Consider the following 21,606-nt stretch of genomic DNA (forward strand, 5'->3'; position numbering starts at 1 on the left):
AGTAGCCTGGCCACGCTTTGCCCTTTCTCACCGCTACTTCTTAACCTATAAACCGCCATGAACAAGCTCGAACGCATCGCCTCCATTAGCCACGATTGGGCTACAAATCCCCGCTGGAAAGGCATTACTCGGCCCTACACCGCCGAGGAAGTAGTGAAGCTGCAAAACTCTATCAGCATAGAGTATTCCTTGGCCCGGCAGGGCGCTGAGCGGCTCTGGCGCCTCTTGCACTCCGAAGAGTACGTGGCTGGTTTGGGCGCCCTCACCGGCAACCAAGCTGTGCAGGAAGTGCAAGCCGGCCTAAACGCCATTTACCTCAGTGGCTGGCAGGTAGCCGCCGATGCCAACGGCGCCGGCCAGATGTACCCCGACCAAAGCCTATACCCCGCCGACAGCGTGCCCAACGTAGTGAAGCGCATCAATAACGCCCTGCTCCGCGCCGACCAGATCCAGAATCTGACCGGCGACGGCACTGTGCATTGGCTGGTGCCTATCGTAGCCGACGCAGAAGCAGGCTTTGGTGGCAACCTGAATGCCTTTGAGCTTATGAAAATGATGATCGAAGCCGGGGCCGCCGGGGTGCACTTTGAGGATCAACTATCATCGGCGAAGAAATGTGGACACCTGGGAGGCAAAGTATTGGTGCCTACCCAAGAAGCCATCAATAAATTGGTAGCCGCTCGCCTGGCCGCCGACGTGTTGGGCGTTCCCACGTTGGTAGTAGCCCGCACCGACGCCGATGCCGCCGACCTCATCACCAGCGACGTAGACGAGCGTGATCAGGCCTTTGTGCTCACGGAAGAAGGCCGCACCACTGAAGGTTTCTACCGCGTCCGGCCTGGCGTGGAGTCGTGCATAGCCCGCGGTCTGGCGTACGCTCCCTACGCCGATCTGCTCTGGATGGAAACCTCTCACCCTGATCTGGGTCAGGCTCGGCAGTTTGCGGAAGCTATTCATGCTCAATATCCGGGTAAGCTGCTGGCTTATAATTGCTCACCATCTTTTAATTGGGCCAGCAAGCTGAGTGTGGAGCAGATGGAAACCTTCCGGGAGGAGTTAGCAGCACTAGGCTACAAGTTTCAATTTATCACGCTGGCCGGCTTCCATGCCCTGAACACCAGCATGTTTGAATTGGCCCAAGCCTACCGTGAGCGGGGCATGGCTGGCTATTCTGAACTCCAAGAGCGGGAATTTGTCCTTCAGAAGGCTGGCTTCAAAGCCGTGAAGCACCAAGCATTTGTAGGCACCGGCTACTTCGATGCGGTGCAAAATGTGGTGTCGGGGGGCAAAACCAGCACGGTCGCGTTGGTTGGTTCGACCGAAGAGGCTCAGTTTCATGGGTAACCCTAAGCTCGGGCATATGAAATGACTGCGCCATAAGAAATGATACTATAAGCAAGAAAAAGGGCGCTAGGTAAACTACCTAGCGCCCTTTTTCTTATCTATAAGCTAACTGACTATGACTGCAGCGCCTGATCAAAAGGCTCAGCAATTAGACTGTAGTCGAGAGAATGACGCTGGGCCGTTTCGCGTAGAATGGTTTGCTGCCAAGGGCGTAATACGCGCTCAGCACCCAGCTCTACGATATCAGCTACAAGCCGGTTTGACAACACCAAGTTGGCCACATAGCCATTGATATCAGCAGTAATCAAGGTCTTTAGCTGAAGCAACAACTGCTCACGGGCATCGGCGCGGGCGGCTTTTTCGCCGCTCAGCCGCCGCCGGAAGGGGAAGCGGCGCTGCTCGCCGGTAGGAGCCGGCTCGGGTACGGGCACGAAGGTGTCGGGTGAGAGGGCAGCAAGCTGATCCAAGTAAGGGGCGCGTTTCAGCTCGGGGTGGAGACCACGAGCGGCTTTCCAGTCGCTGAGGTCGCGGGGCGTATCGCGGACCAGCTCTGAAAGACGGTCATTAGCAAACACCATGTAAGGCGGCCGATCCAATTGCTTGGCTACCTGGTCGCGCAGCAAGTACAAGTCGCGAAACAAAGGCATCTCGCCGGGCAGAATGCGGTATTTTCCCGCAATGCGCAGATAAGGACGCTCGTCGCGGGTGTAGCGCACGGTTTCCAACGCCTTATTCTCTTCGGCTGCCCAGTGGGAGCGGCCCAATGCTTCTAGCTTGGCCGCCAGGCGGTCGGCTAGCTCAAAAAGATAGATAACATCGTTGGCCGCGTACAACTTCTGTGCCTCCGTAAGGGGGCGTTTCAACCAGTTCGACTTCTGCTCGCCTTTATCTACTTCCAGACCCAACTCACTCTGAATCAGTCGACCCAGAGAAATATTGTTATCGGCTTCGGCGAGCAGCGTGTACTGCACGCTGGTATCGGTGATGTGGCGCACGTGCACGCCATAAAGCTCATCGAGCAGCAGGATATCCGACTTACAGCTATGGAAGACCTTCTCAATCGCGGGGTCGCGCAGCAGCTCCCAGATGGGCTCCAAATCCTGGGCCGGATTGGTAAGAGGAATGGGGTCAATGAGATAAACGCTTGGCCCATCGAAGATTTGGATAAGAGCGAGATTACGGCCGTAGCGGTGGCGCATATCATCAAACTCCAAATCCACGGCAATGCGCGGCGTGCGGCGCATTGCATCAGCCGCGGATTGCACGGCTGCTGGTGTGGTTATATATTGTATTTCAGGGTGTGACATGAAAAATCGAAGCGAAAATCGGAGCCCAAAAGGCAAGCACCGAGGCTGGGGGCATTTTATCAAAGGTAGGCAGGAGTGGGGGGCAAAAGCAATGCCGCCATTTGGCACGTAAGATCGACCGTAACTAGCTGGTCAGCACAGTACTTCGTTGTCTGACTTGCTCTACTTTCGCTCGGATTTCGGCTAGCCCCAAGTTGTGGACGCTGCCCAGATGCGTGGTGGCAAACTCGCGATGTGGCACGTAGCTGCCGTCGTTCACGGCCCGTCCTACCTGTTGGTAAGCCTCCCGGAAAGGCACCCCCGCTTGAATAAGCTGGTTGATGTTCTCCACCGAGAAAACACCGTCGTATTTGGCCTGGTTCAGTAAGTCGGGCTTGATTTTGAGCTGGGGCAGGGCGAAGATGAGCATGTCGAGAATGTCTACAAACTGCATCATAGGCTCGAACAGCAGCTCCTTTAGTAGCTGGAAGTCGCGGTGGTAGCCGCTAGGCAAGTTGTTAATGCAAAGTGCAATCGTGTTGGGCAATGCCTGCAAAGCGTTGCAGCGGGCCCGCACCAGCTCAAACACATCAGGATTCTTCTTGTGAGGCATAATGCTGGAGCCCGTTGTAAAAGCGGACGGCAACTCCACAAATGCCAGATCCTGGCTGTTATACAGCACAAGATCATACGCCAGCTTTGAGAGTGTAGCCCCAACACCCGCTAAGGCAAAACCCAGCGTTTTCTCGGTTTTGCCCCGCAGCATTTGCGCTCCCACCGCACTCACGGCCAACTGCCCGAAACCCATTTCCTGGGTGGTCAGCCTTCTATCAATTGGGAAGCTACTACCAAAACCAGCGCCCGAACCCAGCGGGTTTTGGTCGGCAACGGTGTGTGCAGCTTCGAACAAGGCAATATCCAGCAGCAAATGCTCAGCGTAGGCCGAAAACCATAGCCCGAAGCTGCTGGGCATGGCGGCCTGAAAATGGGTATAGCCAGGCATCAAATCGGCGTGGTGGGTTTCCGCTTTTTGCAGCAAAATATCTACCAGCACCATGATTTTGGCGGCGGCTTGCTCTGTGTAATCTTTCAGGAAAAGCTGAATAGCCGTCAGCACTTGGTCGTTGCGGGAACGGGCGGTGTGGATTTTCTTGCCGGCGTCGCCAAATTTTTCAGTGAGGTAAAACTCAATTTTAGAGTGTACGTCTTCAAAGCTTTCTTCAATCACAAAGTGGCCGGCGGCAATTTCAACTTCCAGTTCTTGTAAACCCTGCAGAAGCTGGTCTTTTTCTTCATCCGAAATCAGCCCGACTTTCGCCAGCATCACGGCTTGCGCCTTGGAGGCTAGCACGTCGAAATGAGCTAGGTATAAGTCCAACTCCCGGTCCTTGCCGACGGTAAAGCGCTCGATTTTCTCATCAACGGCAATACCCTTTTCCCAGATTTTCATATCTAAATAATTGTGCGATTGGTGTAGAGACACGTATTTGTGTCTCCTCGTGGGGGCGAGATGGTAGAATAATTCGTGGCCGATTCGTTCAACGACGAGACACAATTATGTGCCTCTACAGCTGGTTAAAAACGAAAGCCTTCCAGCAGCTCGATGTAACCTTTAATGCCGGCTCTCACCTCGCTAAGGTAGATGTATTCGTCGGGGGTGTGAGAGCGGGCAGAGTCGCCGGGGCCCACTTTCACCGTGGCAAAGGGCATCACGGCCTGATCCGAAAGCGTTGCGGAGCCGAACAGCTTGCGGCCCAAATTTGCCCCCCGCACCACCAGCGGATGCACGGGATCAATGCGCGAGGAGTTCAAATGCACGGATCGGGGAGTTACGTCAGCCTGTATGTGCGCTCGCACGATGCGCACGACTTCCTCATTAGAATACAGCTCGTTGGTGCGAACATCCACCACAAATCGACACGTGTCTGGCACTACGTTGTGCTGGGTGCCCGCCTGCACCTGTGTCACCGTCATTTTTACGGGCCCCAGCAGGTCTGACTCGTTTGGAAAACGGTAGTTACGCAGCCATAACATGTCGTCCAGGGCTTTATAGAGGGCATTTTCGCCTTCGTTGCGGGCGGCGTGGCCGGTGCGGCCGTGGGTTACACAATCCAGCACAACCAAGCCTTTTTCGGCAATGGCTAAGTCCATTTGGGTTGGCTCTCCTACAATACCTAGGTCAATTTTGCCCAGCTGAGGCAAAATGAGACGAATGCCATTCGCGCCCGACACCTCTTCCTCGGCCGTGATGGCGCAAATGAGGTTAAAGTCGGTTTCCTTCTCTTGAAAATAAAGAAAGGTAGCCAGCAAACTCACCGCCGAAGCGCCAGCGTCGTTGCTGCCCAGTCCGATTAGCTTGTCGTCTTCTAACACAGCGCCGAAAGGATCAGCAGTCCAGCTCGTACCGGGCTTTACGGTGTCGTGGTGAGAGTTGAGGAGGATGGTGGGCTTGTGGGGGGCAAATTTACTTGAAACGGCCCATACATTGTGCTGCTTCCGCTGAGGTTGCGCGCCGTGCGCTGTCAGAAACGCAAAAATCAAATCAGCCGTCTTGTCTTCTTCCCGTGAAAAGGAGGGAGTTTGAATAAGCTGAATGAGCAAGCCAATAGCCTTCTCAGAAAGCTGCTTGATTAGTCCCGGCATAAAATTGTTTTTACCGGCTCATTAATCTTCAGCGCATTCTCAATAACCACGGTAGCTACGCCAGCAGCCAGAGCGGCAAAAGCATTGTCGAGCTTAGGTAGCATCCCGGCGGCAATGACGCCGTCGGCTTTCAACTGGGTGTAAAGCGTAGTTGTGATCTGTGGAATCACGGATTGAGGGTTGTCAACGTCAGCGAGTACACCGTCTTTCTCGAAGCAGAAATGCAGCTCTACTTGGTAACGATTGGCTAGCGCGCGGGCCAGAGTACTGGCAATAGTATCAGCGTTGGTGTTGAGCAATTGGCCTTTGCCATCGTGGGTGATGGCGCAGAAAACGGGCGTCAAATTGTCCCCCAGCAGCAGTTGAAGCAGCTCTGCGTTGACGCTTTTCTCGTGCAAGTCGCCCACAAAGCCGTAGTCAATCTCGCCCACAGGGCGCTTGGTGGCCTGGATAACATTGCCATCGGCGCCGGAGAGGCCTAGGGCATTCACGCCTGCTTGCTGGAGCAAGGCCACGATTTGCTTGTTGGTTTTGCCGGCGTAGAACATGGTTACCACGTCCAGAGTGGCGGCGTCGGTGATGCGGCGGCCATTTACCATGTTGGGCAGCATGCCTAGGGTCGTCAGCAGCTCGTTGGCGCCTTTGCCGCCCCCATGCACCACAATTTTCTTACCTGCTACCTGCGCCAGCTCGCTTAGAAAGAAGCTAAGCTGGGCAGTGTCGTCAATAATTCCGCCTCCGATCTTGAAAATTTTTAGGACTTCACTCATGTAGGTAAAATGCGGCACTCAGGTCAGTAAGGGCCGAGTTTGCAGCTAGCAGGGTTGCTAGCTGGTCCGGAGCATATATAAGCTTAACACTTTTTTAAAGCCGGGCCGGTAAAGTTTCCAAAAAAAAACGTCTAGTTTTGCAACGATTTAGCGGCCTATTCGATTTAAACCGCATAAACCTACTCTGTACTACGGTACCTGTCATGATTCTTATCTCTTCTATTGCGCTTCTGCCGCGGCCCACTTTGGCCGTGCGAACAATGCCAGCTTAAGAGCTGGCTGCAATAATTCGCCTGCGTTTTTAGCGCGATAAAAACCGGCGCGGGGCCCTCTTCCAGAACCCCACTCAAGAGAACGTCCACGAATCATCCTTTGACACGAGTGTAAGCCATAGTGCGCCTTTTCTTGCCTCGCTGACAGCCTTTGCTGCCCTAGCGAGACCCAAGCTAACCACCTCTTTTTCCGGGTTTATTTTCCCGAAGCCGGTTTCGGTTGCCGCGTAGCCTTGTCCGTAAGCTCCGCCATTCTTCCTCTCACTTCGTATTACCTGCCATCAGGCACCCCAGTTATACTCCCATGATGATACGCGTAGCCAATGCCGACGACGCTCGGTACGTGGAAACACTTTGTCAATGGTACGAGGAATCGGCCAAACAGCGGGGCGTTGGCATTGCCAAGCGCAACCCCGATTACGTCGCCAAGAAAATGGTGAAGGGCGACTCCATCATCGCTTTTATCGACGACGAGCTGGCCGGTTTCTGCTACATTGAAACCTACGAGAACAACAATTTCGTGGTCAACTCGGGCCTAATTGTGAACACCGCCCTGCGCAAGGAAGGCCTGGGTCGCGCCATCAAGCACGAAGTGTTCAAGCTCTCTCGCAGTAAATACCCCGCGGCGAAGATTTTCGGCATCACTACCAGCTTGGCGGTGATGAAAATCAATACCGAGCTCGGCTACAAGCCCGTGACATTTACGGAGCTAACCCGTAGCGATGACTTCTGGAAAGGCTGCGCGAGCTGCAAGAACTACCCCATCCTCATGGAGAACGACCGCAAAATGTGCCTCTGCACCGGCATGGTCTACGACACTCTGAACGACCAATTCAGCCAGCAGACCATTGAGATTTTAAGTCAAGAAAAATAAAGTTGGTTGTCATGCAGAGCGATAGCGAAGCATCTCGCGTGCTGACGCTAGATTACTAATCTAACGGCGCGAGCGAGATGCTTCGCTACCGCTCTGCATGACGTTCTTACATAGTTAATCAAGAAATGAAAAAGGTAGTTTTAGCGTACAGCGGCGGTTTAGATACGTCATACTGCGTGGTGTACTTGACCAAGGAGTTAGGCCTGGAAGTACACACCGTCATTGTCAACTCGGGGGGCTTTTCTGCCGAAGAATTGCAGCAGATAGAGACCCGTGCCTACGAACTGGGCTCCACCAAGCACGAGGTCATCGACGTCACAACGCGCTTCTACCAAGACTGCCTGCGGTATCTGCTGTTCGGCAATATCCTGAAAAACGACACGTACCCGCTCTCCGTGAGTGCTGAGCGTATGTTCCAGTCCTTGGCCCTGGCCGAGTACGCCCGCGAGCACCAGGCCGACTACATTGCGCACGGCAGCACCGGTGCTGGCAACGACCAGGTCCGCTTCGACGTGGCTTTCTCCGTAATTGCCCCCCAGACCGAAATCATCACGCCCATCCGCGACCAGAAGCTCTCCCGCCAAGCCGAGATTGAGTATCTGCGCAGCCACGGCGTAGAAATGAGCTGGGAAAAGGCCAAATACTCCATCAACAAAGGCATCTGGGGCACTAGCGTGGGCGGCGTCGAAACCCTGACTTCCCACCAGGCTTTACCCGAAACGGCTTACCCAACCCAACTACAGCAGACCGAGCCCACCGCCATCGAAGTCACCTTCGAGAAAGGTGAGCCCGTGGCCCTAAACGGCCAAAAAATGCCCCCCGTACAGCTTATTCAGGAGCTAAACGAGCTAGCCGGCCAATACGCTATCGGCCGTGACATTCACGTGGGCGACACGATTCTTGGCATCAAAGGCCGCGTAGGCTTCGAGGCCCCGGCTCCGCTAATTCTGATCAAAGCCCACCACTTGCTGGAAAAGCATACCTCGTCGCGCTGGCAGCTACTGCATAAGGACTACATCGCTAATTGGTACGGCACGCTGCTGCACGAGGCCCAGTACCTCGACCCCGTGATGCGCGACATGGAAGCTTTCTTAGAGTCGTCGCAGGCCCGCGTGTCGGGCACGGTGTTTATCAAGCTGAAGCCGTATCAGTTTGAGCTGCAAGGCATTGATTCCAAATATGATATGATGCGCTCCAAAGTGGCGACCTACGGCGAGGAAAACGACGCCTGGGATGCCCGCGACGCGCAGGGCTTCATCAAAATATTCAGCAACCAGCTCAAAATTCACAGCAGCTTCAATGGCGAAGGTTAAGGTAGGCATCGTAGGTGGGGCCGGCTACACGGCCGGCGAGCTGATTCGCATTCTGCTGGTCCATCCTCAGGTGACGATTAGCGCGGTAGTCAGTTCTTCCAACGCGGGCAACCCAGTCTACCACGTGCACGACGACCTGGTAGGCGAAACCGATCTGCGCTTTCAAAGCGACCTGAACGGCGACGAAGAAGTAGTTTTCCTGTGCTTAGGCCACGGCAATTCCCGCAGTTTTCTAGAGAAGAACAGCGTACCTTCGGGCGCCAAAATCATTGACTTAAGCAATGATTTCCGCTTGAACATGGACAAAGATGTTGCTGAACGCAGCTTCGTGTATGGCCTGCCAGAGCTGAACAAAGCCGCTATTCAATCGGCCCAAAACGTTGCCAATCCTGGCTGCTTCGCCACGGCTATTCAGCTGGCTTTGCTACCGCTAGCGCAAGCTGGGCAGCTCACCGACGACGTGCACGTATCGGCCATCACCGGTTCTACGGGTGCTGGGCAGAGCTTGTCGGAGACAGTGCACTTCTCGTGGCGCACTAATAACGTATCCATTTACAAGCCCTTCACCCATCAGCACCTTGGTGAAATAGGGGAGAGCCTGACGCAGCTACAGCCCCAATTAGAGGGCGCCATTCACTTCATTCCTTACCGCGGCAATTTCTCGCGGGGTATCTTCGCCAGCGTGTATACGCCTTCGGATCTAAGTCAGGATGAAGCGCGGCAGCTATTCAAGGATTTCTACGCTGATGCCCCTTTTACTACGGTTTCGGACAAAGAAATTCATCTGAAGCAGGTCGTGAACACCAATAAGTGTGTGCTGCACGTGCAGAAATTCGGCAAGCAATTACTCGTCACGTCGGCTTTGGATAACCTGATAAAGGGAGCATCTGGGCAGGCGGTGCAGAACATGAACCTACTATTCGGGTACCCGGAAAATCAAGGGCTTCAGCTTAAATCAGTCGCTTTCTAATGGATTTATTCAACGTCTACCCGCTCGTTAACATCACGCCGGTAAAGGCGCTAGGAGCAACGCTTTGGGACGAAAACGGTCAGGATTACCTGGATTTTTACGGCGGTCACGCCGTTATTTCCATCGGCCATAGCCACCCGCATTACGTTCGTCGCATCAGCGAGCAGCTGAACCAGATCGGGTTTTACTCCAACTCGGTCCAAATTCCGATTCAAACCGAACTAGCTCAGAAGCTAGGCGAAGTCTCCAGCTACCCCGATTACAGCCTGTTCCTGTGTAACTCCGGTGCCGAGGCCAACGAAAATGCGCTGAAATTAGCCTCATTTCACACCGGCAAAAAGCACGTTATTGCCTTTAAAGGTGCTTTCCACGGTCGTACCTCTGGCGCGGTAGCCGCTACTGATAACGCTAAGATTGTAGCGCCGTTCAACGCGGGCCACGGCATTTCCTTCGTCGGCTACGACTTGGCTGAAGTAGAGCGCGTAATGCAGAGCGAAGATGTTTGCGCCGTCATTGTAGAGCCAATCCAGGGCGTGGGGGGTATTATTATGCCTTCTGACGAATTTCTGCAAGGCTTGGCTGCGCTCTGCAAATCGCACGGCGTCGTGCTTATTGCTGATGAAGTGCAAAGTGGCTACGGCCGTAGCGGCCGCTTCTTCGCCCACCAGCACGCCAGTATTCAGCCCGATATTATTTCGGTGGCCAAAGGCATGGGCAACGGCTTCCCCATCGGCGGCATCCTGATTTCGCCGGAGCTGAAGGCATCGTACGGTTTGCTGGGCACTACGTTCGGCGGCAACCACCTAGCTTGTGCTGCCGCGTTGGCAGTGTTAGAAGTAATTGAGCAGGAAAACCTGATAGCCCACGCCGATGAGCTGGGGGGCTATTTGCGATCTGAATTAGAAGCTAATGCTCAAGCTCAGGAAATCCGCGGCCGCGGGTTGATGGTCGGCATCAAGTACGACTTCCCCATCAAAGATCTGCGCGACAAGCTGCTGACGGAGAACCACATCTTCGTTGGCAATGCCTCCGACCCGACAGTCTTACGGTTGCTGCCCCCGCTTAATATCACGAAAGCAGAAGTAGACCGGTTTCTACAGGCACTATACACGCTAACAGAGAAATCGGTAGAAGTTATTCAACAAGCTTCTGCACTTGATTAGAGCTAAAAATTAGCTCCCTTCTTCAACTGAGGAGGGGAGCTAATTTTTAGCTCTAAGTATAATTACCAACTAGATTTCTTTTCAACTGATGAAACAAGTAAAGCTAGTCCTAGAAGACGGCACCGAAATCATGGGTACTTCCTTCGGGGCGCACACCTCGGCCGCAGGTGAAGTAGTATTCAGCACGGCCATGACGGGCTACCCCGAAAACCTGACGGACCCCTCGTTCAGGGGGCAAATCTTGGTGCTGACTTATCCGATGGTGGGTAACTATGGCGTACCTGGCGAGGAGCTGTACGAGTCGATATCCAAGATTTTTGAGTCGGATAAGATTCATATCTCCGGGCTGGTCGTCAACTACTACTCCGAGGAGCACAGCCACTGGAACGCTGCCAAAAGCCTCGGCGACTGGCTGGCGGAGTACAATATCCCCGGCATTTTCGGTGTGGACACGCGCATGCTCACTAAAAAGCTGCGCGAGAAAGGCGCCATGCTCGGTAAGATTGTAGCCGAAGACGATGTGCCGCTCCACGATCCTAACCAGGAAAACCTGGTCGCCCAGGTAAGTCCAGCCGGCGTGCAGCACTATGGCAAAGGCCAGCACAAAATCGTGCTCGTCGATTGTGGCACCAAGACCAACATCATCCGCTGCTTCCTGGAGCGCGACGTGGAGTTGATCCGCGTGCCCTGGGACTATAACTTTACCACGCTCGACTACGACGGCCTGTTCCTCAGCAATGGTCCCGGCGACCCGAAGATGTGCGAAGCTACGATCGGTCACCTTCAAACCGCTTTGCAGCAGGATAAACCCATCTTCGGCATCTGCCTGGGCTCTCAGCTCATGGGCCTGGCCGCGGGCGGTGACACGTTCAAGCTGAAGTACGGCCACCGCAGCCACAATCAGCCCGTGAAGCTCACCGGCACCCAGCGCAGCTATATCACCAGCCAGAATCACGGCTTTGCGGTAGACACCGACACGCTACCCGCCGAGTGGGAAATGCTGTTCGAAAACCTAAACGACGGTACCTGCGAAGGCATCAAGCACAAAACCAAGCCGTTCTTTTCCACCCAGTTTCACCCCGAAGCTGCTGGTGGGCCGCAGGATACGGAGTATCTGTTTGATGATTTTCTGAAAACGGTAGCGGAGTACAAAGCAGCCAAAGCGTAGTAAATGCTTAGTCATCAGTTTACAAAATCCCGGCCGGTAGTACTTCTACCATATCAGAAGGTTTGGGCTAGAGAGTTTACTGAAATGGCTGAGCGTATTCGTACTGTAACCGGTGATGCCATTTTGCGCATCGACCACATTGGCTCTACGGCTGTACCCGCTCTGTCTGCAAAGGATGTAATTGATATACAATTAACTGTGGCGAGTATTGAGAATACGGCTATTCTAATAAAGTCTTTAGAGGAAGCCGGTTTTCAACCAAGAAACTCATTTGAATACGATGAATTTCATGGTTTGCCGTCCCAATCTCCAGAGCTGCGCAAAATCTATATTCGTGAGCCACTGGGTGAACGACGCTTCCATATTCATGTGCGTGAAGCTGGCCGATTTAATACTCGATTTGCGCTGTTATTTCGAGATTACCTCTGCGCCAATGATCATGCGCGTGCGGAATACGAGCTATTAAAGTGCCGCGCTGCCAAACTGTTCCCGGACAGTATAGATGGATATCTTTTCCTGAAAGAACCGGCGTTCCATTTAATCTATTACGCTGCCGACTTATGGGCTGAAAAAATAGGCTGGGAACCTGTTGCAACGAATACTAGAGATTCTTGTGAATAGCTGACCTTAGTGAAGCCATAAGCACGCTTCGGCTGTGTTCTACCTGAGGTTATTCTCTTCTCATCCACCACTTCCTAACGCACTACTCTTATGCAAACGAAAAGTAGAAGTTTTCAGAACTGGGGAATTTTGCTGTTAGGAGCAGTAGCATTTGCAGCGTTTTACTTCATCAAGAACCTTAAGGGAGAGGACGTCTTCAAACTGGCATTAGGCAAAAAGTCCGATGTGGTGGTTGCTGCCCTGAATGGCGCTAAATCTTCTCCCAGAATACTTAGCCGTACGGGGAAGATTGTATCCAAAGATTTTAAGCTGGACAAGCTGGGCCCTAGAGAAGATTCACTTGCTTTTCGGGTCATTCTGAAAGGCGAGAAGTCCACCGCAACGATTAAAACTCAGGTAGTCAAACAGCCATCTGGCGAGTGGAAGATGATAAAGAGCGACACCACCTTTACGAACTAAGAACAAAAACACCAACCTAATCCAACGAGCCACGCGCTTTGGCGGGCTCTGCACCACTGCCTTTGAACATGACCGCACTAGCGGCCTGTTACCTCAACTCTAAGAATGGAAAAACCCAACAAAGTTCTCGTCCTCGGTTCTGGCGCCCTTAAAATCGGAGAAGCCGGAGAGTTTGATTATTCTGGCTCGCAAGCCCTGAAGGCGCTGAAAGAGGAAGGCATCCGCACCATCCTTATCAATCCCAATATTGCCACCGTGCAGACGTCGGACAACATTGCCGATGATGTGTACTTCCTGCCCGTGACGCCTTACTTCGTGGAGGAGGTTATCAAGAAGGAGCAGCCCGATGGTATTTTAGTGGCCTTTGGGGGGCAAACTGCCCTGAACTGCGCCGTGGCGTTGTTCCGCGACGGGGTGTTTGACAAATACAACGTGAAGGTCCTGGGTACGCCCGTACAGTCCATCATCGACACCGAGGATCGGGATATTTTCAAGGAGAAGCTCGAACAGATTGGGGTGTTCTGCGCGCGCAGCGTGGCTGTGACGAACATGGAAGACGCGCTGGCGGCGGCCGAGAAAATTGGCTTCCCGATTATCGTGCGGGCAGCATTTGCTCTGGGTGGCCTCGGTAGTGGGTTTGCCAATGACATGGATGAGCTGCGAGCCCTGGCCCAGAAATCCTTCACGACGTCCGACCAGATTCTGGTGGAAGAGTCGCTGAAGGGGTGGAAGGAAGTGGAGTACGAAGTGGTGCGCGACCAGTATGATAACTGCATCACGGTTTGCAACATGGAGAATTTCGACCCCATTGGTATTCACACCGGAGAGAGCATCGTCGTGGCGCCTTCGCAAACGCTAAGCAACCGCGAGTACCACAAGCTGCGTAGCATCGGCATTAAGACCATTCGCCACCTCGGCATTGTGGGCGAGTGCAACATTCAGTACGCTCTCGACCCGGTTTCGGAAGATTACCGCGTGATTGAGGTGAATGCGCGCTTGTCGCGCTCCTCGGCGCTGGCTTCTAAGGCAACAGGCTATCCGCTGGCTTTCGTGGCTGCTAAGCTGAGCTTAGGCTACTCGCTGTCAGAGCTGAAAAATAGTGTGACGCAGACGACTACAGCCTTTTTCGAACCGGCCTTGGACTATGTGGTGGTGAAGCTGCCGCGCTGGGACTTGGGTAAGTTCGAGGGCGTAAACCGGCAAATTGGCTCCGCCATGAAGAGCGTGGGCGAGGTGATGGCAATCGGCAAATCCTTCGAGGAAGCTATTCAAAAAGGCCTGCGTATGCTGGATACCGGCAAGCGTGGCTTCGTGGCAAATAGGCCCGAGGATGTCGATATTGCTACTATCGACAAGCTGCTGAGCGAGCCAAACGAGGAGCGCATCTTCGCTATTAATCTGGCGTTTGAAGCTGGCTACACATTGGAACAAGTGCACGCGCTGACCCGGATTGACCACTGGTTCTTGCAGCGTCTCTACACCATTTTTGAGCTGGGAAACAAGCTGGCGTCAGGTCGTGAAAACGGGCTGAACGGGCTCGAAACCCTTCTACTGCGCGAAGCCAAAAAAGCTGGCTTCTCGGACCAGCAAATAGCCGTGAAGCTGCTAGGCGAAGGCGACGTGAAAGCCGACGAGCTACTGGTACGTGCGCGCCGCAAGGCGCTGGGCGTGCTGCCTGTTATCAAGCAGATTGATACGCTGGCGGCCGAGTTTCCGGCGAAAACCAATTACCTCTACAGCACTTATCACGGCACCGAAAACGACCTGGAGCCCGAAATCAACAAGTCGGTGGTGGTGCTGGGCTCGGGTGTATACCGCATCGGCAGCTCCGTGGAGTTTGATTGGTGCGGTGTGCAGGCCGTGCAGACGGCCGCTGAGGAAGGCTACAAAACTATCATCATCAACTACAACCCCGAAACCGTCAGCACCGATTACGATGTCAGTGACCGGCTGTACTTCGAGGAGCTGAGCTTCGAGCGGGTGATGGATATACTTGAATTTGAGCAGCCGGGGGGCATTATTTTGTCCACTGGGGGGCAAATTCCGAACAACCTCGCTACCCGTTTGGCCGATGCGAATGCGCCCGTCCTGGGTACGGCGCCGGCTCGCATTGATGAAGCGGAGAACCGCCATAAGTTCAGCAGCATCATGGATGAGCTGGGCATTGCGCAGCCCCGCTGGAAAGAGCTGACTTCGCTGGATGCGATGTTTGAGTTCGTGAACGAGGTAGGCTACCCCGTACTGATTCGTCCGAGCTACGTGTTGTCGGGGGCATCTATGAACGTGGTTTCCAACGCGTTTGAGATGGAAGCATTTCTGCGGGCGGCTGCCGAGGTAAGCGCCGAATACCCGGTCGTGGTTTCGGAGTTTATACAGGAAGCTAAGGAAATTGAGCTGGACGCGGTGGCCGACAAGGGCGAAATCGTGAGCTATGCCATATCCGAGCACGTGGAGTTTGCCGGCGTGCACTCCGGCGACGCCACTATGTACTACCCGCCCCAGCGCGTGTACGTGGGCACGGTGCGCAAGCTCAAAGTCATTGCTGAGAAGATTGCCAAGCGCTACGAAATCAGCGGGCCATTTAACATCCAGTTCTTGGAGAAAAACCGCGAAATCCGGGTGATTGAGTGCAATATCCGCGCCTCTCGCTCCTTCCCGTTCGTATCCAAGGTCTCGGGCCACAACCTCATCCGCAAGGCCACCCAGGTGTTGCTGGGTAAGAAAGTGGAGCGCGACGCGAGTGAGTTGGTCTATGATCTGCCCTTCGTGGGCGTGAAGGCTCCGCAGTTCTCATTTACCCGCCTGCCCGGCGCTGATCCGGTACTGCGTGTGGACATGGTGAGCACCGGCGAAGTTGGCTGCCTGGGCGACACGGCCGAGGAAGCCCTTATGAAATCGATGCTGAGCGTGGGCTACAAGATTCCGCAGAAGTCGGTGCTGATCTCCAGCGGCCCTATCCTCTCTAAGATAGCGCTGCTGGAATCTGCGCGACTGTTGGTGCAAAGCGGCTACACCATTTACGCCACGCAGGGCACGCACCGCTTTTTTGCAGAAAACAACGTGCCTAGCTCCCTCGTCTTCTGGCCCGACGACCACCAAGAGCCCAACGTGCTGACTTACCTCAAGGAAAAGAAGATCGACCTAGTCATCAACATACCCAAAAACCTCTCAAAAGGCGAGTTGGACAACGACTACAAAATCCGCCGCACCGCCGTGGACTTCGGCGTGGGCTTGCTGACGAATGCGCGGCTAGCCAAGGCGTTCATTCAAGCCTTCTGCACGCTGAAGCTGGAGGATCTGAAGATCAAGAGCTGGAACGAGTATAAGGCGATGTAGAGACGCATATTTGCGTCTTGACGTTGAACATTATGCGCCACGAAGACTTGCCGGAACGCTGGAAGCTCAAGCTTCATGAATATTTGGTTGCCAAAGGAAGCACCGAGCTTAATAAGCTCGGTGCTTCCGATTTTCCACTGGACGGTGTAATACAAATCCAGTTTGAAGATGACTCAAAAGTTGAGTTTAAATACGCTTTTACTATTGAGGCACCAGGGTTTCGGGAAGTAGCTGTTTTTACTGAGCACTGCGGTTACCATCTGTTTCCGCTATATGCTGGTTTGGATTTGAAAGTCAGTGACGAATAGACATTCTGATATGAAGGCCGGATCTACATTCTGGAATAAGTTATGGATAGATATAGGAGTAGCACGTTTGCATATAGCATGGCTGTTTATTCTACTTCCTTTTGTATACCTATTGAGCGTAGGTGCTGCCAAAACCTTTAAACAGTATCGAGTTGCCACCACAGGCTTAACCACAAAAGCGTTTCTTACTTCACAGTTATACCAAGGGCTGAGAAACAATAACGGCTACTACTACCATTTTAAAGTAAAAGACAAGCTGTACACTGGCCATACCATGAATATTGTCGGATATAGTCCGGGGGATAGTATTGATATCATGTTTTTGAAGAAAATGCCGGAGGTTAATTACGATCAAAAATTCTTGCACGATAACTACTAGCTTTTTGACAGCAGTAAGCTTCCACACTTCACCCCTTAATGAAAAACTTCACCTCCTTCGCCGACGCAGGCGATTATAAAACCCTATTGCAGCAAGCCCTAGAAATCAAGGCAAATCCATACGGATACCAGCATATCGGCAAGAATAAAACGGTCGGGCTAATCTTTTTCAATCCTAGTCTGCGTACCCGTCTCAGCTCTATTAAAGCAGCTTACAACCTCGGCGCCCAAGCCTGGGTGCTCAACGCTGGTGCCGATTCTTGGACGCTGGAAATGGCCGATGGCGCGGTAATGAACGGCGGCACCCAGGAACACATCAAGGAGGCTATTGCCGTAATGAGCCAGTATTGCGATGTATTGGGCGTGCGCACCTTCCCTACGCTCAAGGACCGCGAAGCCGACTATAGTGAGGAAGTTTTCAACAAGATTTTGAAGTACGCCACTGTACCCGTTATCAGCTTGGAAAGCGCCACGCTCCACCCGCTCCAGTCGTTTGCCGACCTGATTACGGTGGCCGAGCACAAGCAAAAGGAGCGTGTAAAAGTAGTGCTGACTTGGGCTCCGCACGTGCGTGCCTTGCCCCAATGCGTACCCAACTCCTTCGCCGACTGGTTCTCGGAAGTTGATTGGGTTGATTTTGTCATCACTCACCCCAAAGGCTACGAATTAGCCCCCCAGTTCACTAAAGGCGCTCGCATTGAATACGACCAGAAGAAGGCCCTGGAAGGCGCCGATTTTGTGCAGGCTAAGAACTGGAGCAGCTACCTTGATTATGGCCAAGTTATCAGCAACGACTCTGCCTGGATGCTTACGCCTGAACACATGGCTGCCACTCACGAAGCTAAGTTTCTACACTGCTTACCTGTACGCCGCAACGTAGAAGTATCAGATGCTATTCTGGATTCGCCCAACTCGCTGGTGATTCAGGAGGCTGGCAATCGGGTGTTCTCGATGCAAACCGTGCTGCACGAGATGTTAAAGTAGCTAATCAAAGTAGCTCGAAATCAAAAAGCCCCCCAGCTGCTGCTGGGGGGCTTTTTGTTGTCTATGAAACCTGGTTTTAGATTATGCTTTATGTTATATGGCTCTGTACCATTATAAGTATGTTCTGGTTCATACAGTTATAATGGGTGGGCAGCCAGAGCATTATACTGAAGCATACAGTTCCGTATAAGTGCTATGCAAGTTGCCACCGGTTGCCTCTATCAGCGAGGTTGCTCATAATTGTAATATACTGTTCGTTAATTGAGATAATTTTTTATGAATAATATGATAATGATAATAATTAGAAAACACTAATACTTATAATTATTATACTTTTTTACTTAGGAAACAGCAAGGCTAATTGTGTGTTTCCTAAAGCAATTGGGATTGGACTGTATCTATTACTAATGAAGATGTTAAGAAAATATGTCTTATCAAAAAACGTTTAAAATGGGCCGATTAGCCAGTTTAATAGGCTAGTACATTACATTCAAATAAAAACACTAGGATTATTGGCTTATGTAATTTGGTATTAAGTTGTCATTAAAAAGCATTTATTCAGTAGATTAAACCGCGCACCTAATTCTGACGAGCTAGGGGGTAGGAGTGCGCGCAAGCCATATTTATAATTTTTTCCACTTTTAACACCTGTCCAACTGGTTGGCCAAACCAGTATTTTTTTCACTTTAACTAGGCCTAAAGCCAAATCCTAATGAAACACAAACTTTTACTCTCTCTTGTCTGGTGCTTGCTGCTGGCCACGACTGCGTGGGCGCAAACCCGGGAAGTGACTGGCCGCGTGACCGACTTCGACGGCTCGGGCCTGCCCGGTGTAACGGTGCTCGAACGCGGAACCACGAACGGTGTGAGCACCAGCGCCGATGGCACCTTTTCGCTGAGCGTGCAGCCGAATGCTACGCTGGTGATTAGCTCCATTGGCTACATCACGCAAAATATCGCGGTAGGCACGCAGTCAGTGATTAATGCCCGCCTGGGCACCAACGAAACGCTCCTGAATGAAGCCGTAGTTGTGGGTTATGGTAGCCAGTCAAAATCTGAGGTGACGGGCTCCGTAACACAGCTCAGCAGCAAGGATGTAGAAAACGTGCCGGTAGTAAGCTTTGAGCAAGCTATTCAGGGCCGCACCCCCGGTGTCACCATCAACCAAACTTCCGGTAAACTGGGAGCAGGTGTTCAAATCCGCGTACGTGGTGCCTCGTCCGTAACGGCTTCGAACCAGCCTCTGTATGTGATTGACGGTATTCCTGTTACGTCGCAGGACGTTGGTTCGGATGTAGAGCCCCTGAATCCGCTAGCTGACTTGAACCCGAATGATATTGAGTCTATTACTATTCTTAAGGACGCTGCTTCTTCCGCCATCTATGGCGCACGCGCTTCCAATGGCGTAGTGCTTGTGACTACCAAGAGTGGCCGCCAGGGACAAACTAAGGTGAATGTTGGCTACTACATCGGTACCAGCGAGACTACCAGAAGACAAAAATTCCTGAACGCCGAACAGTACAAGGAGTTGTTCACGGAAGCAGCCGAAAATGAGGGCTATGATATTGAGGAGGAACTTGCTTCTGTTGGTATCGACCTCAACTCAACGGCTGATCAAAACTGGGCTAATGAAGCCTTCCGCACTGGTAAAGTAACTCAGTATGACGCTAACGTTAGCGGAGGTGATGCCAAAACCCGCTTCTATTTGAGCACTACTTACAACGATCAAACGGGTATTATCGTCGGTAACCGTTTCCGTCGGGGCAGTGCTCGCATCAACCTGGATCACTCTATTACGGATAAGGTAAGAGTGGGCTTGAACTTGTCATTGACGCGCTCGGTAAACGATCGTCTTCCCAATGATAATGCCTTCACTAACCCAGTGCAGCTAAACGCATTGCCGCCGTTGCAACCCAAAATCGATCCTGAAACTGGTGAACTGAACAGGCGGACACTCTACACAAATAACTTGATTGATATTGATTTGGGAACAAACCGGGCAGGTACCTACCGATCATTCAGCAATGCTTATTTGTCGTTCAACCCAATCAAAAACCTGACTATTCGCACGGAGGCTGGTGCCGACTTCCTGAACCTGAATGAAGATCAATATTACCCAACCGGAACATCGAGCGGTGGTAATACAGGCTATGGCTATAGCAACCAGGTGCAGGTGATGAACTACACCACCAACAACACAGCCAACTATCTGCTGACGCTCAACGAGGCACACAGCATTGAAGCTTTGGCTGGTTTCTCTTTCCAGCGCTCTGATGCGAAAGAAACAGCTGCTGAAGGACGGGGATTCCCAAATTCAGAATTTACCCGAGTTGCCAGTGCTGCTATCAAAACGGGCGGTTCAAGCTCATCGCGGGACGAGTTCTCGTTCGTTTCGTTCTTCGGCCGCGTCAACTATGCTTACCAGGGTAAGTACCTGCTGTCGGGTAGCGTCCGTCGCGACGGCTCATCGCGCTTCGGTTCCAACAATCAGTATGGTACCTTCGGCGCTGGCTCCTTGGGCTGGGTGATCTCGGAAGAAAACTTTCTGCAGGAGAACTCTATCGTCAACTTCTTGAAAGTGCGGGCTAGCTATGGTCTGACTGGTAATGCTGAGATTGGCAACTTCCTCTCCCGTGGTCTATTCAACGCCCTTCCATATGCCGACCAAGCGGGTATCCGTCCTAGCACTGTTGTGGGCAACCCCGATTTAACGTGGGAGACTACCGCTCAAACGGACATTGGTTTGGAGTTCGGTTTCTTCGACAACCGCATTTCCGGTGAAATTGACGTGTATCAGAAAAACACGGATGATTTGCTGCTCAGCCGCTTGCTGCCTTATGTAAATGGCTATCGTAGCGTAACTGAGAACGTGGGTAAGCTTGAGAACCGCGGTCTGGAAATTTCCTTGAACACGCGCAACTTTGATAAGGAATTCAAGTGGAGCACCAACTTCAACATTTCCTTCAACCGCAACAAAATCACCGAACTGGCTGCACCTATCCAAAGCGGACAGCTAGCTAGCGTGCGCCAGGGTCAGCCAATTGGTGTATTCTGGGGTCGTAAGTATGCTGGTGTAGATCCTGCTAATGGTGATGCCTTGTATTATGCCGAAGATAACTCTACCACGACTGACATTACCCAGTCGCCCTTACAAGTTGTTGGCAATCCAAATCCTAAATACACAGGTGGTGTCACCAACACCTTCTCATTTAAAGGTTTTGACCTGAATGTGCTTGGCCAGTTTGTATATGGCAACGACATCTACAACTCAGCTGGTATTTATCAATCCGTGAACGCGGACTACTTTGATAACCAGTCTGCCGACCAATTAAGACGCTGGCAGAACCCTGGTGATATCACTGATGTTCCTCAAGCCCGCCTTTATGCCGCAAACGGAACACAGGTTTCTTCGCGCTGGATTTCGAAAGGCTCTTTCCTGCGGGTGAAAAATGTAACCCTGGGCTATACACTGCCTGCTTCGGTAGCCAAGATAGGCTTCCTGCAAACCGCTCGCGTATATGTACAAGCTCAGAATCTAGCTACCATCACCAATTACGATGGCTATGATCCAGAAGTGAACACTGCTGCATTTACTTCGCGCACTGACAACCAGCCTGCCGGTCAGAGCAACTATGTACTTGGTGTTGACTTCTACACCCCGCCGTTGGCTAAAACCTTCTTGGTCGGCCTCAATCTAGGTTTTTAATTCCTTGACGT

The 21,606-nt window shown here is 52.5% G+C and carries 17 protein-coding genes; 13 read left to right on the forward strand and 4 right to left on the reverse strand.

Annotated features, from left to right (window positions below; translation table 11 throughout):
• Positions 1-57: 57 nt before the first annotated feature.
• A complete protein-coding gene (aceA, locus tag ACW9KT_RS05570) occupies positions 58-1,344 on the forward strand; it encodes an isocitrate lyase (RefSeq protein ID WP_457078377.1) in 1,287 nt (428 codons plus the stop codon).
• Between the two features lie 113 nt (positions 1,345-1,457).
• Here the strand turns inward: aceA and ACW9KT_RS05575 are convergent, their stop codons facing one another.
• The 4 genes from ACW9KT_RS05575 to argB form a co-directional block, all read right to left on the reverse strand.
• Positions 1,458-2,651: a ribonuclease D gene (locus tag ACW9KT_RS05575; RefSeq protein WP_457078378.1), complete on the reverse strand. Its 1,194-nt coding sequence runs from the start codon at positions 2,649-2,651 to the stop codon at positions 1,458-1,460.
• Positions 2,652-2,775: 124 nt separating this feature from the next.
• Positions 2,776-4,080, reverse strand: coding sequence for an argininosuccinate lyase (argH, locus tag ACW9KT_RS05580; RefSeq protein ID WP_457078379.1), 1,305 nt, complete (start codon positions 4,078-4,080; stop codon positions 2,776-2,778).
• Between the two features lie 125 nt (positions 4,081-4,205).
• Positions 4,206-5,273 (reverse strand): M20 family metallo-hydrolase, encoded by a 1,068-nt coding sequence (locus ACW9KT_RS05585; protein WP_457078380.1) that lies wholly within the window; start codon positions 5,271-5,273, stop codon positions 4,206-4,208.
• The gene (argB, locus tag ACW9KT_RS05590; RefSeq protein WP_457078381.1) at positions 5,261-6,043 is read right to left on the reverse strand and encodes an acetylglutamate kinase; all 783 of its coding nucleotides are present in this window, start codon (positions 6,041-6,043) and stop codon (positions 5,261-5,263) included. Before argB ends, ACW9KT_RS05585 begins: the two co-directional genes overlap by 13 nt.
• A gap of 576 nt (positions 6,044-6,619) precedes the next feature.
• On the opposite strand from argB, the gene ACW9KT_RS05595 reads away from it, so the two are divergent.
• From ACW9KT_RS05595 to ACW9KT_RS05650, 12 genes are all read left to right on the forward strand, one after another.
• Positions 6,620-7,189, forward strand: coding sequence for a GNAT family N-acetyltransferase (locus ACW9KT_RS05595; protein ID WP_457078382.1), 570 nt, complete (start codon positions 6,620-6,622; stop codon positions 7,187-7,189).
• 125 nt (positions 7,190-7,314) lie between these two features.
• On the forward strand, positions 7,315-8,502 hold the full coding sequence (gene argG / locus ACW9KT_RS05600; RefSeq protein ID WP_457078383.1) for an argininosuccinate synthase: 1,188 nt from the start codon (positions 7,315-7,317) through the stop codon (positions 8,500-8,502).
• Positions 8,489-9,472: an N-acetyl-gamma-glutamyl-phosphate reductase gene (gene argC, locus ACW9KT_RS05605; protein WP_457078384.1), complete on the forward strand. Its 984-nt coding sequence runs from the start codon at positions 8,489-8,491 to the stop codon at positions 9,470-9,472. Before argG ends, argC begins: the two co-directional genes overlap by 14 nt.
• The gene (locus tag ACW9KT_RS05610; RefSeq protein WP_457078385.1) at positions 9,472-10,635 is read left to right on the forward strand and encodes an aspartate aminotransferase family protein; all 1,164 of its coding nucleotides are present in this window, start codon (positions 9,472-9,474) and stop codon (positions 10,633-10,635) included. The genes argC and ACW9KT_RS05610 overlap by 1 nt, the downstream gene beginning before the upstream one ends.
• An 88-nt stretch (positions 10,636-10,723) precedes the next feature.
• Positions 10,724-11,803 carry a glutamine-hydrolyzing carbamoyl-phosphate synthase small subunit gene (gene carA / locus ACW9KT_RS05615; protein ID WP_457078386.1) on the forward strand — a complete coding sequence of 360 codons (1,080 nt, stop codon included), beginning with the start codon at positions 10,724-10,726 and terminating at the stop codon, positions 11,801-11,803.
• A gap of 3 nt (positions 11,804-11,806) precedes the next feature.
• Positions 11,807-12,424: a GrpB family protein gene (locus ACW9KT_RS05620; protein ID WP_457078387.1), complete on the forward strand. Its 618-nt coding sequence runs from the start codon at positions 11,807-11,809 to the stop codon at positions 12,422-12,424.
• Positions 12,425-12,514: 90 nt separating this feature from the next.
• Entirely contained in the window at positions 12,515-12,883 is a 369-nt protein-coding gene (locus ACW9KT_RS05625; RefSeq protein ID WP_457078388.1) for a hypothetical protein, read from the forward strand.
• 105 nt (positions 12,884-12,988) lie between these two features.
• Positions 12,989-16,219, forward strand: coding sequence for a carbamoyl-phosphate synthase (glutamine-hydrolyzing) large subunit (gene carB, locus ACW9KT_RS05630; RefSeq protein ID WP_457078389.1), 3,231 nt, complete (start codon positions 12,989-12,991; stop codon positions 16,217-16,219).
• 32 nt (positions 16,220-16,251) lie between these two features.
• Positions 16,252-16,527 carry a hypothetical protein gene (locus tag ACW9KT_RS05635; protein ID WP_457078390.1) on the forward strand — a complete coding sequence of 92 codons (276 nt, stop codon included), beginning with the start codon at positions 16,252-16,254 and terminating at the stop codon, positions 16,525-16,527.
• Between the two features lie 10 nt (positions 16,528-16,537).
• Positions 16,538-16,906, forward strand: coding sequence for a hypothetical protein (locus ACW9KT_RS05640; RefSeq protein ID WP_457078391.1), 369 nt, complete (start codon positions 16,538-16,540; stop codon positions 16,904-16,906).
• 38 nt (positions 16,907-16,944) lie between these two features.
• Positions 16,945-17,889 (forward strand): N-acetylornithine carbamoyltransferase, encoded by a 945-nt coding sequence (locus ACW9KT_RS05645; protein WP_457078392.1) that lies wholly within the window; start codon positions 16,945-16,947, stop codon positions 17,887-17,889.
• A 712-nt stretch (positions 17,890-18,601) separates the two neighbouring features.
• A complete protein-coding gene (locus ACW9KT_RS05650; RefSeq protein ID WP_457078393.1) occupies positions 18,602-21,595 on the forward strand; it encodes a SusC/RagA family TonB-linked outer membrane protein in 2,994 nt (997 codons plus the stop codon).
• Positions 21,596-21,606 lie beyond the last annotated feature (11 nt).

This window comes from Hymenobacter sp. HD11105 (genome assembly GCF_054051685.1).